Annotated in this window: 17 protein-coding genes; 13 read left to right on the top strand and 4 right to left on the bottom strand. The window is 32.0% G+C overall.

Annotated elements, in window-relative coordinates; genetic code table 11:
• The first annotated feature begins 43 nt into the window (after positions 1-43).
• Positions 44-607, top strand: a complete 564-nt coding sequence (locus LI_RS04760) for an ACT domain-containing protein (protein WP_011526956.1) — start codon at positions 44-46, stop codon at positions 605-607.
• A gap of 137 nt (positions 608-744) precedes the next feature.
• A complete protein-coding gene (locus LI_RS04755) occupies positions 745-2115 on the top strand; it encodes a PFL family protein (RefSeq protein ID WP_011526955.1) in 1371 nt (456 codons plus the stop codon).
• 799 nt (positions 2116-2914) lie between these two features.
• On the opposite strand, the gene LI_RS04750 is transcribed toward LI_RS04755, so the two are convergent.
• The 3 genes from LI_RS04750 to LI_RS04740 are packed head-to-tail and all read right to left on the bottom strand — an operon-like array spanning position 2915 to position 6239.
• Entirely contained in the window at positions 2915-3799 is an 885-nt protein-coding gene (locus tag LI_RS04750; RefSeq protein WP_011526954.1) for a lysophospholipid acyltransferase family protein, read from the bottom strand.
• Positions 3800-3802: 3 nt separating this feature from the next.
• Positions 3803-4447, bottom strand: coding sequence for a lysophospholipid acyltransferase family protein (locus tag LI_RS04745; RefSeq protein WP_011526953.1), 645 nt, complete (start codon positions 4445-4447; stop codon positions 3803-3805).
• The gene (locus LI_RS04740) at positions 4422-6239 is read right to left on the bottom strand and encodes an ABC transporter ATP-binding protein (RefSeq protein WP_011526952.1); all 1818 of its coding nucleotides are present in this window, start codon (positions 6237-6239) and stop codon (positions 4422-4424) included. The genes LI_RS04745 and LI_RS04740 overlap by 26 nt, the downstream gene beginning before the upstream one ends.
• Before the next feature lie 171 nt (positions 6240-6410).
• Between LI_RS04740 and LI_RS04735 the strand changes: the two genes are divergently transcribed.
• Complete coding sequence (locus LI_RS04735) at positions 6411-7223, top strand: pseudouridine synthase (protein ID WP_011526951.1); 813 nt, start codon at positions 6411-6413, stop codon at positions 7221-7223.
• Between the two features lie 284 nt (positions 7224-7507).
• Positions 7508-8368, top strand: coding sequence for a glutamate racemase (gene murI, locus LI_RS04730; RefSeq protein WP_011526950.1), 861 nt, complete (start codon positions 7508-7510; stop codon positions 8366-8368).
• A 553-nt stretch (positions 8369-8921) separates the two neighbouring features.
• Here the strand turns inward: murI and LI_RS07530 are convergent.
• A complete protein-coding gene (locus LI_RS07530; RefSeq protein ID WP_155800200.1) occupies positions 8922-9068 on the bottom strand; it encodes a hypothetical protein in 147 nt (48 codons plus the stop codon).
• Between LI_RS07530 and LI_RS04725 the strand changes: the two genes are divergently transcribed.
• The 9 genes from LI_RS04725 to fliE all read left to right on the top strand — a co-directional run bounded on the left by LI_RS04725 (position 9028) and on the right by fliE (position 17451).
• Entirely contained in the window at positions 9028-11451 is a 2424-nt protein-coding gene (locus LI_RS04725; protein ID WP_113613206.1) for a DNA internalization-related competence protein ComEC/Rec2, read from the top strand. The genes LI_RS07530 and LI_RS04725 overlap by 41 nt on opposite strands.
• An 85-nt stretch (positions 11452-11536) precedes the next feature.
• A complete protein-coding gene (gene murJ / locus LI_RS04720; protein ID WP_011526948.1) occupies positions 11537-13099 on the top strand; it encodes a murein biosynthesis integral membrane protein MurJ in 1563 nt (520 codons plus the stop codon).
• Between the two features lie 188 nt (positions 13100-13287).
• The gene (locus tag LI_RS04715) at positions 13288-13785 is read left to right on the top strand and encodes a hypothetical protein (RefSeq protein ID WP_011526947.1); all 498 of its coding nucleotides are present in this window, start codon (positions 13288-13290) and stop codon (positions 13783-13785) included.
• On the top strand, positions 13772-14407 hold the full coding sequence (gene cbiM / locus LI_RS04710; RefSeq protein WP_011526946.1) for a cobalt transporter CbiM: 636 nt from the start codon (positions 13772-13774) through the stop codon (positions 14405-14407). The genes LI_RS04715 and cbiM overlap by 14 nt, the downstream gene beginning before the upstream one ends.
• A complete protein-coding gene (locus LI_RS04705; protein ID WP_011526945.1) occupies positions 14397-15143 on the top strand; it encodes an energy-coupling factor transporter transmembrane component T family protein in 747 nt (248 codons plus the stop codon). Before cbiM ends, LI_RS04705 begins: the two co-directional genes overlap by 11 nt.
• 8 nt (positions 15144-15151) lie before the next feature.
• Positions 15152-15910, top strand: coding sequence for an energy-coupling factor ABC transporter ATP-binding protein (locus LI_RS04700; RefSeq protein WP_011526944.1), 759 nt, complete (start codon positions 15152-15154; stop codon positions 15908-15910).
• A gap of 288 nt (positions 15911-16198) precedes the next feature.
• Positions 16199-16612, top strand: coding sequence for a flagellar basal body rod protein FlgB (gene flgB, locus LI_RS04695; protein WP_011526943.1), 414 nt, complete (start codon positions 16199-16201; stop codon positions 16610-16612).
• Between the two features lie 2 nt (positions 16613-16614).
• The gene (flgC, locus tag LI_RS04690; protein WP_011526942.1) at positions 16615-17055 is read left to right on the top strand and encodes a flagellar basal body rod protein FlgC; all 441 of its coding nucleotides are present in this window, start codon (positions 16615-16617) and stop codon (positions 17053-17055) included.
• Between the two features lie 60 nt (positions 17056-17115).
• Positions 17116-17451 carry a flagellar hook-basal body complex protein FliE gene (gene fliE, locus LI_RS04685; protein WP_015353791.1) on the top strand — a complete coding sequence of 112 codons (336 nt, stop codon included), beginning with the start codon at positions 17116-17118 and terminating at the stop codon, positions 17449-17451.
• Positions 17452-17466: the final 15 nt, after the last annotated feature.

Here is a 17466-nt window from a genome sequence, read left to right as displayed (position 1 = left end):
TATGATATAATAAAATAAAAAATTATTATGAGTTAAGGAACCTATGAATAAAAGTGTTATTTCTATTATTGGAATGGACTCTCCTGGAGTTATTTATACCGTCTCTGATACATTGTTAAAACTTAACTGTATGTTTGATACCGTCAGTCAAACAGTTATTAAAAATCAATTTGCAGCTATTTTTATTATAATAAAGCCTGACAGATTAGATAATCATATTATTCATCAACAATTATCTAACACCTTTTTACAAAAAAATATGGACCTTCACATAACAATTCATCCATTTCATGATCCTATACCTTTACATCTTAGTACAAATAATTCGAAATTTATAGTGACTGTTAAGGGTAAAGACTCTATCAATCTTATTACCATATTATCAAAAGTAATAACACAATATAAGATTAATATTGAAAAACTTGTTGTTGATACAGATGATAGGTCTCAAACTTCTTTTGTTAGTTGTGAAATTACATTATCATCTTTAATAAATAAAGACGCTTTATATAATGACCTCAAACTTCAATTACAACCACATAGTAGTAATATAACTATCCAACATTCTCAAATTTTTGAAGCTATGCATCGTATACCAATACTATAATTCTTTTCTAAGAGAAAAACTTTCACTATTTATAGTACCATTATATCATAGACAAAAAAATAAAACTAAAATGTTCTATTCTTTATTATCTATATTAATTAAATAGCAATAAGAAAATTAGCTTAACTGGAGATATTATGATAACAGGACATGAAATTATTAGTACCCTGAATATGATACAAAATGAAAACCTTGATATTCGTACTATAACAATTGGTATAAACCTTTTCGACTGTGCTAGTCATGATTTTGATATTTTTGCTTATCGAGTTAGCTCTAAAATTATTCGTTATGCAACTGAACTTGTACCTATTTGTAAACAGGTAGAAGAACATTTTGGTATTCCCATTATAAATAAACGTATTAGTGTTAGTCCTATTGGAGTACTTGGGGCATCTTTTTCTACAGAGCAATTTATCAAAACCTGTCAACTCATTGATGAAACAGCAGAAAGTGTAGGTGTTGATTTTATTGGAGGTTATAGTGCTCTTATAGAAAAAGGAATGACTCCTGGAGAGAAAAACCTTATTGAATCACTACCTGAAGCACTTGCAGTAACTAATCGAGTATGTTCTTCTATAAATGTTGCTTCCTCTCTTGCAGGCATCAATATGGATGCAGTTGCTCTTATGGGACAAAAAATTCTTGATGTTGCATCAGCTACAAGTACAGCTAATGGTATTGGTTGTGCAAAACTTGTTGTTTTTTCAAACATTCCTCAAGATATACCTTTTATGGCTGGTGCATACTTAGGAATAGGAGAACCTGATGTTGTTATTAATGTTGGTGTTTCTGGGCCTGGAGTAATAAAAAAAGCTATTGATAGAGCTTTGTCTACTTGTGATACATGTACTTTTACTGAATTATATGATATTATTAAACAAACAGCATATAAAATAACTCGAGTTGGAGAAATCGTTGGGAAAGAGGTTGCTTCCAGATTAAAAATCCCTTTTGGTATTGTAGATCTATCATTAGCACCAACTCCTTCTATTGGAGATTCAGTTGGAGAAATCTTTCAAAGTATGGGATTATCCTCTATTGGTGCTCCAGGATCCACAGCTGCTCTTGCTATGTTAAATGATGCTATAAAAAAAGGTGGTGCTTTTGCCTCTTCACAACTTGGAGGATTATCTTCTGCCTTTATTCCTGTTTCAGAAGATGCTAGCATTGCTGCTGCAGTCCAATCAAATATATTATCCCTAGAAAAACTGGAAGCTATGACAAGTGTCTGTTCTGTAGGACTTGATATGATTGCCATCCCTGGAGATACACCTGCATCAACTATTTCAGGAATTATTGCTGATGAAATGGCTATTGGAGTAATCAATAAAAAAACAACAGCTGTTCGTATAATTCCTGTCCCAGGGAAAAAAGTTGGTGAAAAAGCTTTTTTTGGTGGATTACTTGGCGAGGCTACTATTACTCCTGTCCCTAAAGGTAATGCAACAACCTTTATTAAACATGGAGGATGTATACCAGCACCCCTCTCTAGCTTGAGAAACTAATAATATACTTAATTTCTTTATCAACAAAGTTATATAACTAAAACCATAACTAGTTAAAAAATATCTTATTTATTCTAATTATTATAGTTCACTTTTTGTCCTTTTTTAGAACCATATTAGTCATCCAACAAAACAATAGATGAGTTGCATATAGTATCTCATCAATCTTTCATATCATTACTTCTATTGTTACTAAAATTGTTCTTAACTAGAATAGATATACTATTTTTTCTTAAAAAAGAATAATTATTGTTCCTAAATTGTTCTTAACTACGAAAAATTAGAATAATATTTATCTAGCATTGTACATAATATATTTAATTACTTTAATTTATTAAGTTTTTTAAGCTTATTGAGCACAAAATATGTTCTTATTTTGTTAGTAACTCTGTAACTAATTTGTTCTTAATTATTATAACTTTCTAAAATTAAAATAAAAAAGCTACCTATAAACTTAAAAAAGTAGCTTTATAAAATATAGCAAAAAGCCTTGAGAGATCTAAAAATGTTACTCTACAACTATAAATATCCCTATATCTTTTATTAACAGTTAGTTATTAGACTCTACTGTTCTATTAGCTTGTTATTAACTTTAATGTTATACATCTAATTATTTTAATTAGTTATTCACTTTTAACTACTCTAACTAATTATATATTAATACTAACCAGTGAAGAGTTGTAACTTATAACTATATCTAATTAAGTTTTCTGTTAGTTGTTAGAAATATAATATTAGTTGTTAAGCATACCACTAAAGTGATAGACTTAACTGTTTAATTTTTCCAAAATATATAACACTAGATAGATGGACGTGTTTTCCAACGATTATGCATCCAAAACCATTGATTAGGAGTACGAAGAATGGCTTTTTCCACAGCTTCTGTATAAAAACTGGCTACTGTTTCTACTTTTTCAGTATTATTCCCTTTAAGAAGACAGGTATCTAAAGGATCATCAACCCAAAAAATATACTTATTATTTTCTCTTACAAGAAACAAAGGGAGGACAAGGGCTTTTGACCTTATAGCAAGTAATGCTGGACCTATGTTTATAGCTGCTAGCTCTCCTAAGAAAGGTAAAAAAATTGCTTCCTTTTGACTGGTATTATGATCAACTAAGAAAGCTACTGTACCATTTTTATGCAGTATACGTAAAATAGAACGTGTAGCTTGACGATGTCCTAAAACTATAGCTCCACGACTTGAACGCAGTTTTGTTGTTATCTCATGTATAAATGTATTTTTATAATTTCTTACAACAACAGCACTAGGGGTTACTGTTGAAAAGTCCCCAAGGAGACCTGCTAAAAGCTCCCAGGCTCCCAAATGTGCTGTAGTTGCCACAATAGGTCTTTGCAACATTTGTATTTTTTTTAAAAGATCTCCTTGAGCCATTATTAATGAAGAACATTCAAAACCAAAAGAAGGAATTAGCATACTCTCAAGAAATGATAAAAAATTTTCAGTAAAACTCTCTTTTGCTAACCGCTTTGCTGTTGGTAAAGAAACATCTAAGTGTTTTTCTATTGCTCTTAAAGCTAACCCTCTCCTAAAAGGTAGGCACCACCATGATAATGTACTTAGTATACTAGCAATAAGACGTAACTTAGACAAACCTAATTTATGAAATAGCAGAGGGAAATATTTATATGTTAAAGAAGTAAGTGTAGAAATATCCCCCATGCATTATAACCTCAGGTTATTAAGACGTTCTTCTAATAACCTACATTGATCAGTAAGTTCTTCTTGAGTTGTTAAGGAAGGAGATACATAATATGCATCCCCACATATAACGTGAATTTTGCTAAAAGGTATAGGTAGCTGAAATCTATCCCAACTACTTATCTTTTTAGACTTTTCCATAAATATTCGAATAGGTACTATAGGTGCATTTGTCTGTTGTGCCAAAAAAATTACACCTTTTTTAACTTTATGCCGTGGTCCTTTAGGGCCATCTACAGTGATACAAGCACAAAACCCATCCTTCATCCGTTTAATTACATTACGCAATGCTTCTGAGCCACCTCGAGAACTAGAACCACGAGCTGTTTCTAACCCTATCCGTTGAATAACATTAGCTAGTATATCTCCATCCTTACTTTTACTCACAACAGTAATGATTTTTAATTTCCCCCTAAAATAAATGAGAGGAAATAACTCATCATGCCATAAACATAATATAACCGGAAGTCCAGCATCTGTTCTAGAGTCAACGCTTTGCCTATTAATCGCATTATATTGAAGTGTCCCACACCATAGACAATATAATCCATAAAGAGGCCACTCTAATATTTTACATAGTGGTTTAACAACCTTTTTCGATAGGCGCATCCTGAAACTCACCAGTTCTAAATTGCATCATATATAAACGAGTATATAACTCACAACTTCCTAACAACTCTTTATGTTTTCCAGAAGATACAATTTTTCCATCTTCAAATACAATAATACGGTCAGATTCTAAAATAGTAGAAAGCCGATGTGCTATAATTAAACTTGTTCTATTTCTCATAAGATTTTCCAATGCACCTTGGACCATCCTTTCAGACTCTGAATCAAGAGAACTTGTAGCTTCATCAAGAATCAACAAAGAAGGATCCTTAAGCAATGCTCTTGCAATCGTAATACGTTGTTTTTGACCTCCTGAAAGTTTCACACCCCTTTCACCAACCTTAGTATTGTAACCATCAGGTAGTAAATCAATAAATTCATCAGCAAATGCTGCTACTGCTGCAGCCTGAATTTTTATAATATTATCTCTAACTTCCAAAGGTTGACCATAAGCAATGTTATCTCTTATACTCATATTAAATAAAAATGGTTCTTGTGAAACTATAGCCATAGCTTGACGTAATGAGACAAGATCATATTCTGTTAACAATCTTCCGTTAAAAAAAATAGAACCAGCCTGTGGATTATAAAATCTTGGTATCAAACTTACAAAAGTACTTTTACCTGCTCCTGAAGGACCAACTAGAGCAATTTTTTCTCCAGTCCTTACAGTAAGACTTACGTCATTTAATGCAGGTTCACTAACACTGTCATAACGTAATGTTACATGGTCAAACGTTAATTCATAAAACTCTTTTCCACATAATACACTCCCTCCAGTTTCTATATGCAGCTTTGAATCATCTAGTATACTAAAAATACGCTCTGCTCCTGCTAAAGCATTTTGTAAAGACATATTGGCATTGCTTAGCGCCTTTACTGGCTCATAAAGCATAATTAATGCAGCTACAAAAGAAAAAAAAGTTCCTGGTGTCATTTTATCTTCAAGAACTTCAGTTCCACCATACCAAATAGCTATAGCTACACCAATAGAACCAATAAGTTCCATAACCGGAGAGGATAACTCAGAAATGGTTGATTGGCGTAAACTAAGTTTAGAAATATAGCTATTTTCTATATCAAAACGCTCTATCTCTTCTTTTTCAGTAGCAAAAGCTTTGATAGTTCTAATGCCACTTAATAATTCCTGGAGTAAACTAGAAGTCTTTGCTATAATTTCAGCACTTCGACGACCATATCGTCTTAATGCTACACTAAACATAACAAAGGGGAAAGCTGCAATAGGTAAAACAATTAATGCCCAACAAGCTAAACTAAAATTTTGTGTAAAAACAACATATAGTAGTCCACCTATTGTTAAAAACTGTCTTACAGCTTGGATAATTGCTGGTAAACTCTGACGAATCATTCCTACATCGTTAATAACATAGGACATAAGAGAACCAGTCTGTGATGTTTCATAAAAAGATAAAGGTAACCTTATAATCTTATGAAATAATTCCTGACGTAGTTTTTCAAGAACCCCAAAAGAGCTATAGCTCATACACCAGTTTTGCACATACCGACCAATACCCTTTAGAAGAGTCAAAATAATAAAAATAATAGGGATATATACAATAGCCTCAACATCCTTACGAATAAAAATATCATCAAGAGCTGGTTTGATAAGCCAAGCAATACCTGCTGTTGACAAAGAAACAATACCTGAAGCAATAAAAGCTGTTATAACAGCCCACTTATATGGATAAAAATATTGAAGAACCCTTATAATAGTTTGTTTTTCTTGATTTTGATTCTTTAAGAAAAAAAAAGGGAATAATTTTTTTATCATTCATTCTTCCTTGACACATCTAAGAAATTAATAAAACTATAATAAAAATAACTCTAAGTCCTAAATATAGACTCATTTCTTTTTATGACTAATAACTAGTTATGTATTATAATAAAAGAAGACCACGACAACATCTCTTATAAAAGAGAACCCTTACACAACTATTAGTATATGCAAACAAAACAAAAACAGATACCACAACTTCTAAGAAACCATACACAATCTTCTACCACAACTAGCATCCGTATAAATAAAGCATTAGCTAATGCTGGAGTCTGCTCACGCCGTAATGTTGATAAATATATCCTAAATGGAGAGGTAACTATTAATGGGAAATCTGTCACACAACCAGGAATATACATTCATCCAGATAAAGATATTATAGCACTCCATGGACGTCGAGTAGATATTCAACTAAAAAATAAAAAATATTACTATCTATCAATGTATAAACCCATTAAAGTTATTTCTTCAGTCAAAGATCCTCAAAATCGTCTTACTGTCTTAGACTTTATTCCATTCCCATGGAAAAACTATCGCCTTTATCCTGTTGGTAGACTAGACTTTTTTTCTGAGGGCCTCTTACTTATAACAAATGATGGTGAACTCACACAACGGTTAACACATCCTCGTTATCATATATCTAAAGTTTACCATGTTCTTATTCGTGAACGTATTTTAAATACAACATTAAAAAATATATCCAAAGGGATAACGCTTTCTGATGGAACAAAGCTTCCACCCGCTAAAGTTCGTGTTCTATCTAGCATAACTGAAACTAATACAACATGGCTTGAAATAACCTTACAGCAAGGAATTAATCGTCAAATTCGTCGTATGTGTAAAGAGTTAGGCCTTACTATTCTTAAACTTATTAGAGTTAAACAAGGAAATATTAATCTATCTAATCTTCAACCAGGTGAAGTACGACCTCTTAAAAATGACGAAATTAAGTTATTAAAAAAAAATGTACAATTAATCTAAGTTACCTTATATAACTAAGTGAATAACCTTTACTTGCAAGTAATTACGTCTTATGAGTATAGTCAAATTAATTTATATTATTACTATAATAAAAAACTTTTATCTATAATAAGAGCTGCACTATTACAGTGGATAATCCTCTATTTTATTTTATTGCTATATAGCTTTATAGATATACCTATATGTTATTCTCCATAATGCAGGATAATTATTGAAGATACATTTGAAATTCTATATATTACATCTATCTCTATAATCATAGATATAATTTACTGGGGGAAATAATGAATAAATCTTCTCCTATTGGTTTATTTGATTCTGGTGTAGGAGGGCTAACAGTACTACAGGCTTTACAGAATCTTATGCCAAACGAGAACTATCTTTATTTAGGTGATACAGCACGTTTACCCTATGGAACAAAAAGTCCAAAAACAGTATTGCATTATGCCATACAATCAGCCTCTACTCTTATAGAACGACAAATAAAACTCTTAATTATTGCATGTAATACAGCTACAGCAGCAGCTTTACCTTTACTTCAAGAAACTTTTCCATTTATTCCAATAATCGGTGTTATTGAGCCAAGCGCCCAAATTGCTTGTAAAACTTCACTAAAAGGACATGTAGCTGTTATTGCGACAGAGTCTACTATTCAAGGGAAATGTTATGAAGAAACTATCCTTCGATATCGACCAGAGATTCTTGTAGAGAGTAAAGCATGTCCATTATTTGTTCCTATTGTGGAAGAGGGTTGGTTTAGTGGCCCTATTGTTGAATCAATCATTATACACTATCTTTCCTCTTTATTTTTTAATCGCTCAATTAAAGACCAACCCGACTGTCTTGTCTTAGGGTGCACACACTATCCTCTATTATCAGAAACTATACAAAAAATTATTGGAAATGACATAACTATTGTAGACTCCACAGTAGCAACAGCAAAACTTGTTCAAGCATGTATCATTCAACATAATATGGTAAATCCAAACACAAACCTAATTGGTTCTACTATTTTTCTTACAACTGACGATAAAGTTCGATTTGCTAGGATAGGAAGTTTATTCTTAAATACATCCATACAAGAAGATAAAATAGAAGTTGTTGACTTACATATGACTAATGTACAACCCAACTATTTATCATAACTATATAAATTTAAAAGTATTCTCTAACAATATAAATGTATCACTAGTTTCAAATTATAACTCCTTACCTAAATAACACTATATTATATTAGATAACAAGATAAAATTTTATGCCTCATAGAATGTATTTTTAAACTATTTCTCTGTGAAGAATCTTTCATTTTTTAATATGAATTTATTAATATGCTACTGTCTCTATCTGAAACCAAAGAATATTACTCTAACTATTCTTAGTAGATAATCATTCTATTCATTAAGTTATATAAAATTTATAGCTAAGTTAGCTTAAACAATATAACACTTTTAAAAAGTAACTTATTTATATTAAGTTATAAATAAGTATTAATATGTATCTAATATAACCTAGTTTACTTTAAACCTTTTTTATTTTTATACAAAAAACTTCACTGCTCTATTAATATACATTAAAATTATCTTCTATATTTTTTATATGAGACAATTGTGTTTTATACTTTTATCCATGCTCAACTATCTTACCATCTTTATTAGTAAGAAATATATTTTTAAGGCCAACTAAAACAAATAGTTATTATTATCCGGTAATACAGCCACTTCTTTTTTGGCAATCACTTGTTTTAGTATCTCTCATTGGGATCATTGCTATTGAATTCCCATTATATGCTTTTGTTGCATCTCTCATATTTCTTTGGATTGATAGCCGATATTGGAAATGGAACACGTTCAGCCTTTTTATTATATGTATTACGGTTGGTTCAATTATTGGGATACTATCCAAACCAAAAGAACCACAATATACGCCAATCTGGTTAGCTCGATGTTTAGAAAAGCATAAGCCTATTCAGATCACAGGGACAATAGAAAAAGTTCAAGGCATTCCAGGTAATCGCTTACAATTTATTTTAAAAAATGTTTATCCTGCTTCATTTTCTCAACAAAATGAAATAAATAATATTTCAAAAATTGTAAGCTTACCAAGTCAACTTCTTTGGACCTGGGAAAACCCCACAATAAATAGAGATATGATCCTTCCAGGCCAAAAAGTTACTATAGGAGTTATAGTTCGACCGATAAAAGGCTTCCGTAATAAAGGTGGTTATAATATAGCTAACTACTGGTATAGACAAAACGTTTATTTCCAAGCATGGTCAAAAGATGCAGCAGTCCATCCTATTATTTCTGGGACACCTTATTTTAGTTCATGGTTACGTGGGAAACTTTATCATCAGTTTATCCAATGTATTCAGCAAACAAGCAATATCAATCAACAATCTATTACTACACAAAAGTCTACAACTCTTCATATACCACCAGAAAAAAGTTTTATCCCAGCCTTATTATTTGGAGATCGATTTTTTCTTTCACATACACTTAATGCAGTTACATGCTACACAGGACTGGCACATAGCTTAGCTTTATCTGGACAACACCTAGCTGTAATAAGTATAGCATCTATAACTATTATCATAATTCTTATAAAAATTTTACCTTGTTTTTTCCTTTCGTTACCACGATACAAGGCTATCCCATTATTTAGTTTGCCCTTTGCACTTCTATATCTATGGATTGGAGGTGCACCACCTTCATTACTTCGTGCAACAATTATGTTATTTATATGGTCTATTTATCTTATACAAAATAAACCAATATGCTTTTTAGATATTGCAATTATAGCTCTAATCTGCCTTATCTTATTTGATCCTCAAGGGATATACCATATAGGGATTCAGCTTTCTTTTTTAGCCGTATTAAGTATTTCATTTTTTAACCCATTGTTACAAAAATGTTGGAAAGCAATCCACAAAAGGATATCTACAACTATAACCTCAGAGATACTTTATTCAACTATAACAACAAGTATAAAAATTATTATTTTTACTATAGGTACAACACTTATTGTACAGATATGCACCCTTCCTCTATGCCTATATGTCTTTGGCTATATTCCTATTTGGTTTCCATTAAACATTATTTGGCTACCTATATTGGGGATATTTGTCTTACCCCTTGCCTTTGTTAGTCTACTTTTTTGTTCTCTTCAATGTACATCTATTGGGATATTATGTATTAATCTAGCACAAATACCTTGTGAAATTCTTATCCGTTTATTACTTAGCTTAAAAAATACAGAAATAATAAGTCCTATTTGGCTACCTAGACCATCTTGGACTATGCTCCTTGGTTGTTATCTTATCTTGTTAAGCATTGGGATAAAGCTAGGTAGAACAGGTTTTACTACACCAGCAAAACGTATATTAATTGCTGGTATGATACTAGTTGTTACCCCACTCTTTTTTATCTTATCAAAAGATAATTCTAATAAAATTAGATTACGTATTATGGATGTAGGACAAGGACAAGCTATTCTTATAGAGTGGGGGAAAAATAAAAGAGCACTCATTGATGCTGGTGGATTTTATTCTAATCGCTTAGATACAGGAAGAGATATTTTGGCACCTATATTATCTACAACTCATTCTCTCCATTTAGACTTTTTTGCTATAAGCCATCCTCATAGAGATCATATTAAGGGCTTTCTTTTTCTTGCAAATGTATTTAATGTTGATCAGGTCTACTCTGCTATCTTACCAGCAATTGATTCTCCCAAAGGGAATGCCTCACCTCTTTTGCTACAACTTGATACAATACTTAAAAATAAACGTATACCAAGAAAAGCTCTTATTCGTGGAGAACAAATTCCATTAAGTAACGATATCTACTTAGAAGTCTTATCACCACCAAAAGGTGTAATTCCAAAAGGAAACACAGGACTTATCTTGCGTTTAGTTGCTAAAAACCATGGTCTTGCTTTTCTTCCTGGAGATGCAGAACATAACGACCTCAAAGAACTACTCAAAACAAACCTTGAAGTTCAATCAGAAGTCCTTGTATTGCCTCACCATGGCTCTAAATCAAGTTTTCTTCCTGAATTATATAAAAAAATCCATCCTACTGTTGCTGTTGCCAGTACAGGAACTTTAAACACTAATGACTTTCCTTCTACTAAAGTTCATAATGCATTATTACAATACGATATACCATTAAGAACAACAGCAGAAGAAGGTGAACTTACCTTTGAGTGGGATCTTGATAAGTTACATTAAATTTATAGCAATCTTTTTATCACTCTGAACCTACTATACTATTTTTAGCATAACCAAATAAAAAAGGATAAAAGAGACTATCCACATGTGGCTAACAACATCTTATAAAATGGGAATGGCAGCTCTTATTATGGCAGGAAGTGTTATACTTTCTAGGGTCATGGGGCTTATTCGCGATAAAGTAATATCATGGGAGTTTGGAGCTACGTCTGAAGCAGATATTTATTTTGCAGCATTTGTTATCCCAGACTTTATTAATTACCTCCTTGCTGGTGGGTATATTTCCATCACATTAATTCCTCTTCTTTCCAAGTCATTCCAAGAAGACGAGCAAAATGGTTGGAAATTCTTTTCCACAGTCTTTTATTGGGCAACAATAGCTATCAGTGTTACAACATTCATAGCATGGTTTTTTGCTTATGACCTTGCTAAAATAACTGCACCAGGATTTACAGCCTCTAATCAGGAACGTCTTGGATTCTTCCTACGCATTATACTTCCTGGTCAAATATTTTTTATTTCTGGAGCATGTATCTCTGCTTTACTTTATATTCGAAAACAATTTCTTGTTCCAGCGCTTATGCCAATTATTTATAACAGCTGTATTATTTTAGGTGGACTAATTTCTTCTTCTAATGGAATGGAAGGATTTTGTTGGGGGGTCCTTATAGGAGCTGCATTAGGTGCTTTCCTCCTACCATTTGGAGTAGGATTAATAAATGGTATCCACTTCTACTTTTCGCTACGACATCCACTCATGAAACATTTTCTTTGGCTAGCACTACCTCTTATGCTTGGACAATCCATTATTATACTTGACGAACAATTAATACGTATATTTGGTTCTCTTGCAGGAGAAGGTGCTGTTAGCCTCTTAAACTATGCACGACGCATTATGCTTGTCCCAGTAGGAGTCGTAGCTCAATCTATTAGTGTAGCCTCATTCCCCTTTTTAGCTACACTAGCTGCTAAAAATAATAATACAAAATTCAATGAAACACTTAATAAAGCTCTAAAAGGTAGTTTAATAATTGCACTACCTATAACCGGATGGATGATTGGTATTGCCCTACCAACATTAGGAATTATTTTTGAAGGGGGTCGATTCAGTCATATACAAACAGTGCTTACTGCACCATTACTACAAATTATGCTCTTCTCAGTACCATTTTGGGTAGTCCAACAAGTAATTGGAAGAGCCTTTTATGCTCGACAAAATACTTTAACCCCAGCATTAATAGGAACTTTTTCTACAGTAATTTTTATACCATTTTTCTCTATTGCTGTTAAATCATGGGGTAGTATAGGGATAGCTTCTCTTACCGCCATATCTATTATTACATATACGTTCCTCATTAGTTATAAATGGTACAAAACTTTTGGTATTACAGCATTTACTGGGCTAAAAACAATTCTCATGAGATCTTGCTTTATAGTCATTCCATCAGGATTATCAGCTTGGATAATTACAACTTTAACTTCTTCTTTTTTAACATCTTTTTCACCCTTCATTTTATATCTTCTCACAATTGCTATTAATACAATAACATTTAGTATTTTTTATTTCATACTTGCATTCTATTTTTTCCCACCAATATCCAATATTATACAAAACTATTTCAAAAAATTAGTTACCCAATTAACATAGTTCCTCCTCATAATTATTTTATACTTCTTTCTAACTAATGAAATATAAATAAGATACTGGACTAGATAAAATAAAGAGATTGACATTAGCGTATCATTTTTTTTAAAAATGTATTACTTAATGATATTGAATTAAATCTTGTTACACTAGTTAACTAACTTAATTACTTCTAAGGCTGTATATCAACTATGAAATATTTTTTTCTTATTATATTCCTACTACTATGTTCTTTTGTCCATGAAGCATTAGCACATGGCGTTTCAGGACAAATTATTACAACACAACAGCCTATTGGTGTTGAGTTTCTATATTCTACAGGTGAACCTGTTCCTTATGCAAAAATAGAAGTCTACAGCCCTGAAAATAAAAATATTGAATATCAAAACGCTAGAACAGATAAATTTGGTCGATTTGCTTTTATACCCAATACTCAAGGGACTTGGACTATTATCATGAGTGATAATGTTGGTCATCGTGCAGAGTTACCAATCACACTTACAGAAGATGATATCCTTACCCAAACATCTACTACAGTGTCATCCTTAAATTCCACAACACAAGTATGTCCTATTATGGCAATGCCTTTATGGTTAAGAGCTCTTTTAGGCGTAAGTCTCTTATTTAACATATTTATCGGATTATTTATTATCTTTAAATATAGGAAATCCTGTCATGCACATAAGTGAGGGAGTATTATCCGTACCTGTACTAGCAGGTGGTTGGACCTGTACTATTATATTACTAGTAATATCATTACGCCGTATTACTTATTCATGCTTACCAACTATGGCTGTATTTTCAAGTATATTTTTCCTTACCTCTCTAATAAGAGTACCTATTGGACCTACCTCAGCACATTTTGCTTTACTAGGTCTTCTTGGTCTTATTTTAGGTTGGGGGACTTTCCCAGCTATTTGTATTTCACTAATGTTACAAGCAATATTATTCCAGTTTGGAGGGATTGTTGCATTAGGTGTAAATTGTATTGTTATGGGGCTACCTGCTCTTCTTATTGCACTAATATTTAGACAAAAACTACACTGCCAATCTCCTAATAAAATAAAACTTTTTTCTTTTATAGCAGGCTTTGGAGCTATTTTTCTAGCAACATGCTTATTGTACCTTGCACTTATTTTAAGTAATCAACAATTTAAATATGTTGCATTAACTTTACTTACAGCAAATGTCCCACTTGCTATATTAGAAGGAATTATTACTATACTAGCTATTGTATTTTTACAGAAAGTTGCACCAGAGCTCTTGTCTTCTACTAATTGTACTACCAATAATTATTGTAATGAAGTTTGATTTATATGGTAAACCAAATCATCCACTTTTAGATATCTTAACTCCAAGAGCTGGCTTATTTTGTGCAATCATTCTTATAATAGGAACTATTCTTAACCATTCATTAATTAGCATAGGAATACTTTTTTCCATGGCTGTAATTATTGCTCTATGGAGTAAAAGTATTAAAAAAGTATTATCAATACTTTTACCTATCAATATTTTTATAATCATTGTATGGATTACTTTCCCCTTAACGATATATGATCCTACCCCTATCACAATATTCCCACATTTCTCTATTTCTTTAGTTGGTATTAAACTAGCTTTTATTCTCACACTAAAAACAAATGCTACTGCACTTTTTTTGATAAGCTTTGTAACCAATAACCCACATGAGTTTGGTAAAACGCTACAGTCACTAAAAATTTCCAATAAACTTATTGTTCTTTTTATTTTATTCTATCAACATATTTGCTTATTACATAAAGATATTATCTCTGCTTTACAAAGTCTTTCACTACGGGCACCAAAACTAAAAGGTATTCCAAAACTAAAAGCATATGCTTACCTTGTAGGAACACTTTTAGTGCATAATATAGACCGTGCAAATAATATCCGAATGGTACTATTGCAAAAAAATTCCCCAATTATGTATAATTCTAACTCTTATCCAAAAACAACATATAAAGATATTTCAGTCTGTATTCTTATACTGCTTATGACAGTCACTGTAACATATTATTTTAATACTTGAGGGGAGTAATGTTGCTTAAAGTAGAAAATATTCTCTTTAAATATAACTTACATAATTCTTTTATATTACCTACTAGTTATAACACACTAAACTATATTTCATTTTCATTAGATAACAATGAAAAAGTAGCATTAATTGGAGCTAATGGTTCTGGTAAATCTACATTACTTCTAACTATTGCTGGCTGCCTAAAACCTCTAGCAGGAACCGTTCAAATTATGAATAATGATATTACAGGGAGTCCTAAAAAGGCAGGAAAATATACAAGCCTCCTTTTTCAGCACCCTGATGTACAACTGCTTTTTCCTTCTGTACGAGAAGAATTTCTTTTTGCACTAACCCAATCTTCTATCTACCAAAAAAATAAAGAAATGCTTATTGAAGCAATAGCTAAACAATATGACTGTTTTCATTTATTAGACTTCCCCCCACAACGACTATCATTAGGAGAAAAACAACGTGTTGCGTTAGCTGTATTACTTATTAGCCATCCTCAATTACTTCTGCTTGATGAACCTACTGCAGCACTAGATCCTAAATCAAGGAAAAATTTTATCCATTTATTACAACAAATTGATACTGCAATCTTAATTGCAACTCATGATCTTGATATGGCCCTTCATTTTGCAAATCGAGTGTTAATTCTTAGTAAAGGAGAAATTAAAGCTGATGGACCATCAGCAGAACTTCTATCTAACGAACAACTACTCAAAAAATATGATCTTGAGTTACCATTATCATTACAATCCTGCATGTCTCTGACTTAGCTTATTATCATTACAAAAAATTATTCAACTATACATAGTTAAAGGTGAACAAATAACTAGTAAAAAGATAACTATTAAAATATGTTAACTTTAAAAAGATAAAAATAACATATAAACCTAAGTTAGGTAACTAAACTAAAAGGACTAGTTATGACGTTCATTTTTTGACAAATAACAATATATAATAATCCTCCTATATCAGAAGCTTAGATAACTCACCTATGGCATATGTTTTGCTTATTACTTTTATCACCCAGCATTGAGCTTTGAAAGTAAGGAGGCGTATGCATGAAAAGCTTGTATGAACCACATGTAAACCTTGTTGCTAAGGTTATGGACATGCAGCTACAACGTCAGAATGTTATCATGAGTAACATTGCTAACGTTAATACGCCACGATATAGACCCAGAACAATAGAATTTGAAGATCAACTCCAAAAAGCTTTGGGTCTAGACATGCGTGGCCGTATGTCACGTACTGAAGAAAATCATTTGCCAGCTGTATTTAATCCTGAAGGATTCAATGCTGAGTGGGATAAAGCAATAAAACCAACCGTAGTCCATGGTGAAGATAGAGTAAATCTTGATAAAGAAATGGCAAATATGGCCAAAAACTCTTTACAATATAATGCATTAACACAAGTGATTAAAGGTAACCTTGATGGGGTAAAAAATATTATTATGGAAGGATCAAAGGTATAATTATGGACTTCATGACAGCTTTTGATATTGGTGCCTCAGCACTAAGCGCTGACAGAACGACCATTAACGTTACTGCAATGAACCTTGCAAATGCTAAAACAACACGTACACCAGAAGGTGGTCCTTATAGACGTAAAACGGTCATCCGTGCAGCAACAGATGTAGATGAACCATTCAGTAAACAAATGCAATCTGCTCTTGATCGTGAACTAAAAGGTGTACGTATTTTAAATGTATTACCAGATAATAGACCACCTAAACAAATATATGAACCAGGCCATCCTGATGCTGACGAAAATGGAATGGTCTCTTACCCTGATATTAATGTTGTTGAAGAAATGGCAAATCTGATGACAGCTAGTCGTAATTATGAAGCAAATTCAACAACTATAGATACCGTCAAAAATATGTATATGAGGGCACTTGATATAGGTAGAGGATAAAGAATAATTGAATATTTTAATGTAATCTAACTAATATATATATATATTATGGGGAAAACTATGAGTATCCAGTCAACAGGGCTTAAAGCTTACACAAATGTAATGAGTGACTTTAAAAAGGTACAAGATACTTTTAAAGAAAAGTCTGCAGCTATACCCCAAAGTAAACCTGTTGAAAAAAGTTTTGCTGATACTTTTAAAGATTCTCTTTCAAATGTTAACGAAATGCAAACAACAAAAAGTCAAATGATTCAATCATTTGCTTCTGGGGAGACACAAAACGTTCATGAACTTATGATTACATTACAAAAAGCTGGGTTAGCTATAAACATGACATCGGCTGTTCGGAATAAGGTACTAGAAGCATATAAGGAACTTAGTAGATTACAATTCTAGTGTAATTTTTCTGAC

Source organism: Lawsonia intracellularis PHE/MN1-00 (assembly GCF_000055945.1).
Lineage (GTDB): Bacteria > Desulfobacterota > Desulfovibrionia > Desulfovibrionales > Desulfovibrionaceae > Bilophila > Bilophila intracellularis.
The sequence above is the reverse complement of the archived record's forward strand: the minus strand, read 5'-3'. Positions and strand labels throughout refer to the sequence as shown.

What these genes read in the sequence shown, in the direction of transcription:
- LI_RS04760 (WP_011526956.1), top strand. Translation starts at nt 44, where the DNA reads ATGAATAAAAGTGTTATTTCTATTATTGGAATGGACTCTCCTGGAGTT.
- LI_RS04755 (WP_011526955.1), top strand. Translation starts at nt 745, where the DNA reads ATGATAACAGGACATGAAATTATTAGTACCCTGAATATGATACAAAAT.
- LI_RS04750 (WP_011526954.1), bottom strand. Translation starts at nt 3,799, where the DNA reads ATGGGGGATATTTCTACACTTACTTCTTTAACATATAAATATTTCCCT.
- LI_RS04745 (WP_011526953.1), bottom strand. Translation starts at nt 4,447, where the DNA reads ATGCGCCTATCGAAAAAGGTTGTTAAACCACTATGTAAAATATTAGAG.
- LI_RS04740 (WP_011526952.1), bottom strand. Translation starts at nt 6,239, where the DNA reads ATGATAAAAAAATTATTCCCTTTTTTTTTCTTAAAGAATCAAAATCAA.
- LI_RS04735 (WP_011526951.1), top strand. Translation starts at nt 6,411, where the DNA reads ATGCAAACAAAACAAAAACAGATACCACAACTTCTAAGAAACCATACA.
- murI (WP_011526950.1), top strand. Translation starts at nt 7,508, where the DNA reads ATGAATAAATCTTCTCCTATTGGTTTATTTGATTCTGGTGTAGGAGGG.
- murJ (WP_011526948.1), top strand. Translation starts at nt 11,537, where the DNA reads ATGTGGCTAACAACATCTTATAAAATGGGAATGGCAGCTCTTATTATG.
- LI_RS04715 (WP_011526947.1), top strand. Translation starts at nt 13,288, where the DNA reads ATGAAATATTTTTTTCTTATTATATTCCTACTACTATGTTCTTTTGTC.
- cbiM (WP_011526946.1), top strand. Translation starts at nt 13,772, where the DNA reads ATGCACATAAGTGAGGGAGTATTATCCGTACCTGTACTAGCAGGTGGT.
- LI_RS04705 (WP_011526945.1), top strand. Translation starts at nt 14,397, where the DNA reads ATGAAGTTTGATTTATATGGTAAACCAAATCATCCACTTTTAGATATC.
- LI_RS04700 (WP_011526944.1), top strand. Translation starts at nt 15,152, where the DNA reads ATGTTGCTTAAAGTAGAAAATATTCTCTTTAAATATAACTTACATAAT.
- flgB (WP_011526943.1), top strand. Translation starts at nt 16,199, where the DNA reads ATGAAAAGCTTGTATGAACCACATGTAAACCTTGTTGCTAAGGTTATG.
- flgC (WP_011526942.1), top strand. Translation starts at nt 16,615, where the DNA reads ATGGACTTCATGACAGCTTTTGATATTGGTGCCTCAGCACTAAGCGCT.
- fliE (WP_015353791.1), top strand. Translation starts at nt 17,116, where the DNA reads ATGAGTATCCAGTCAACAGGGCTTAAAGCTTACACAAATGTAATGAGT.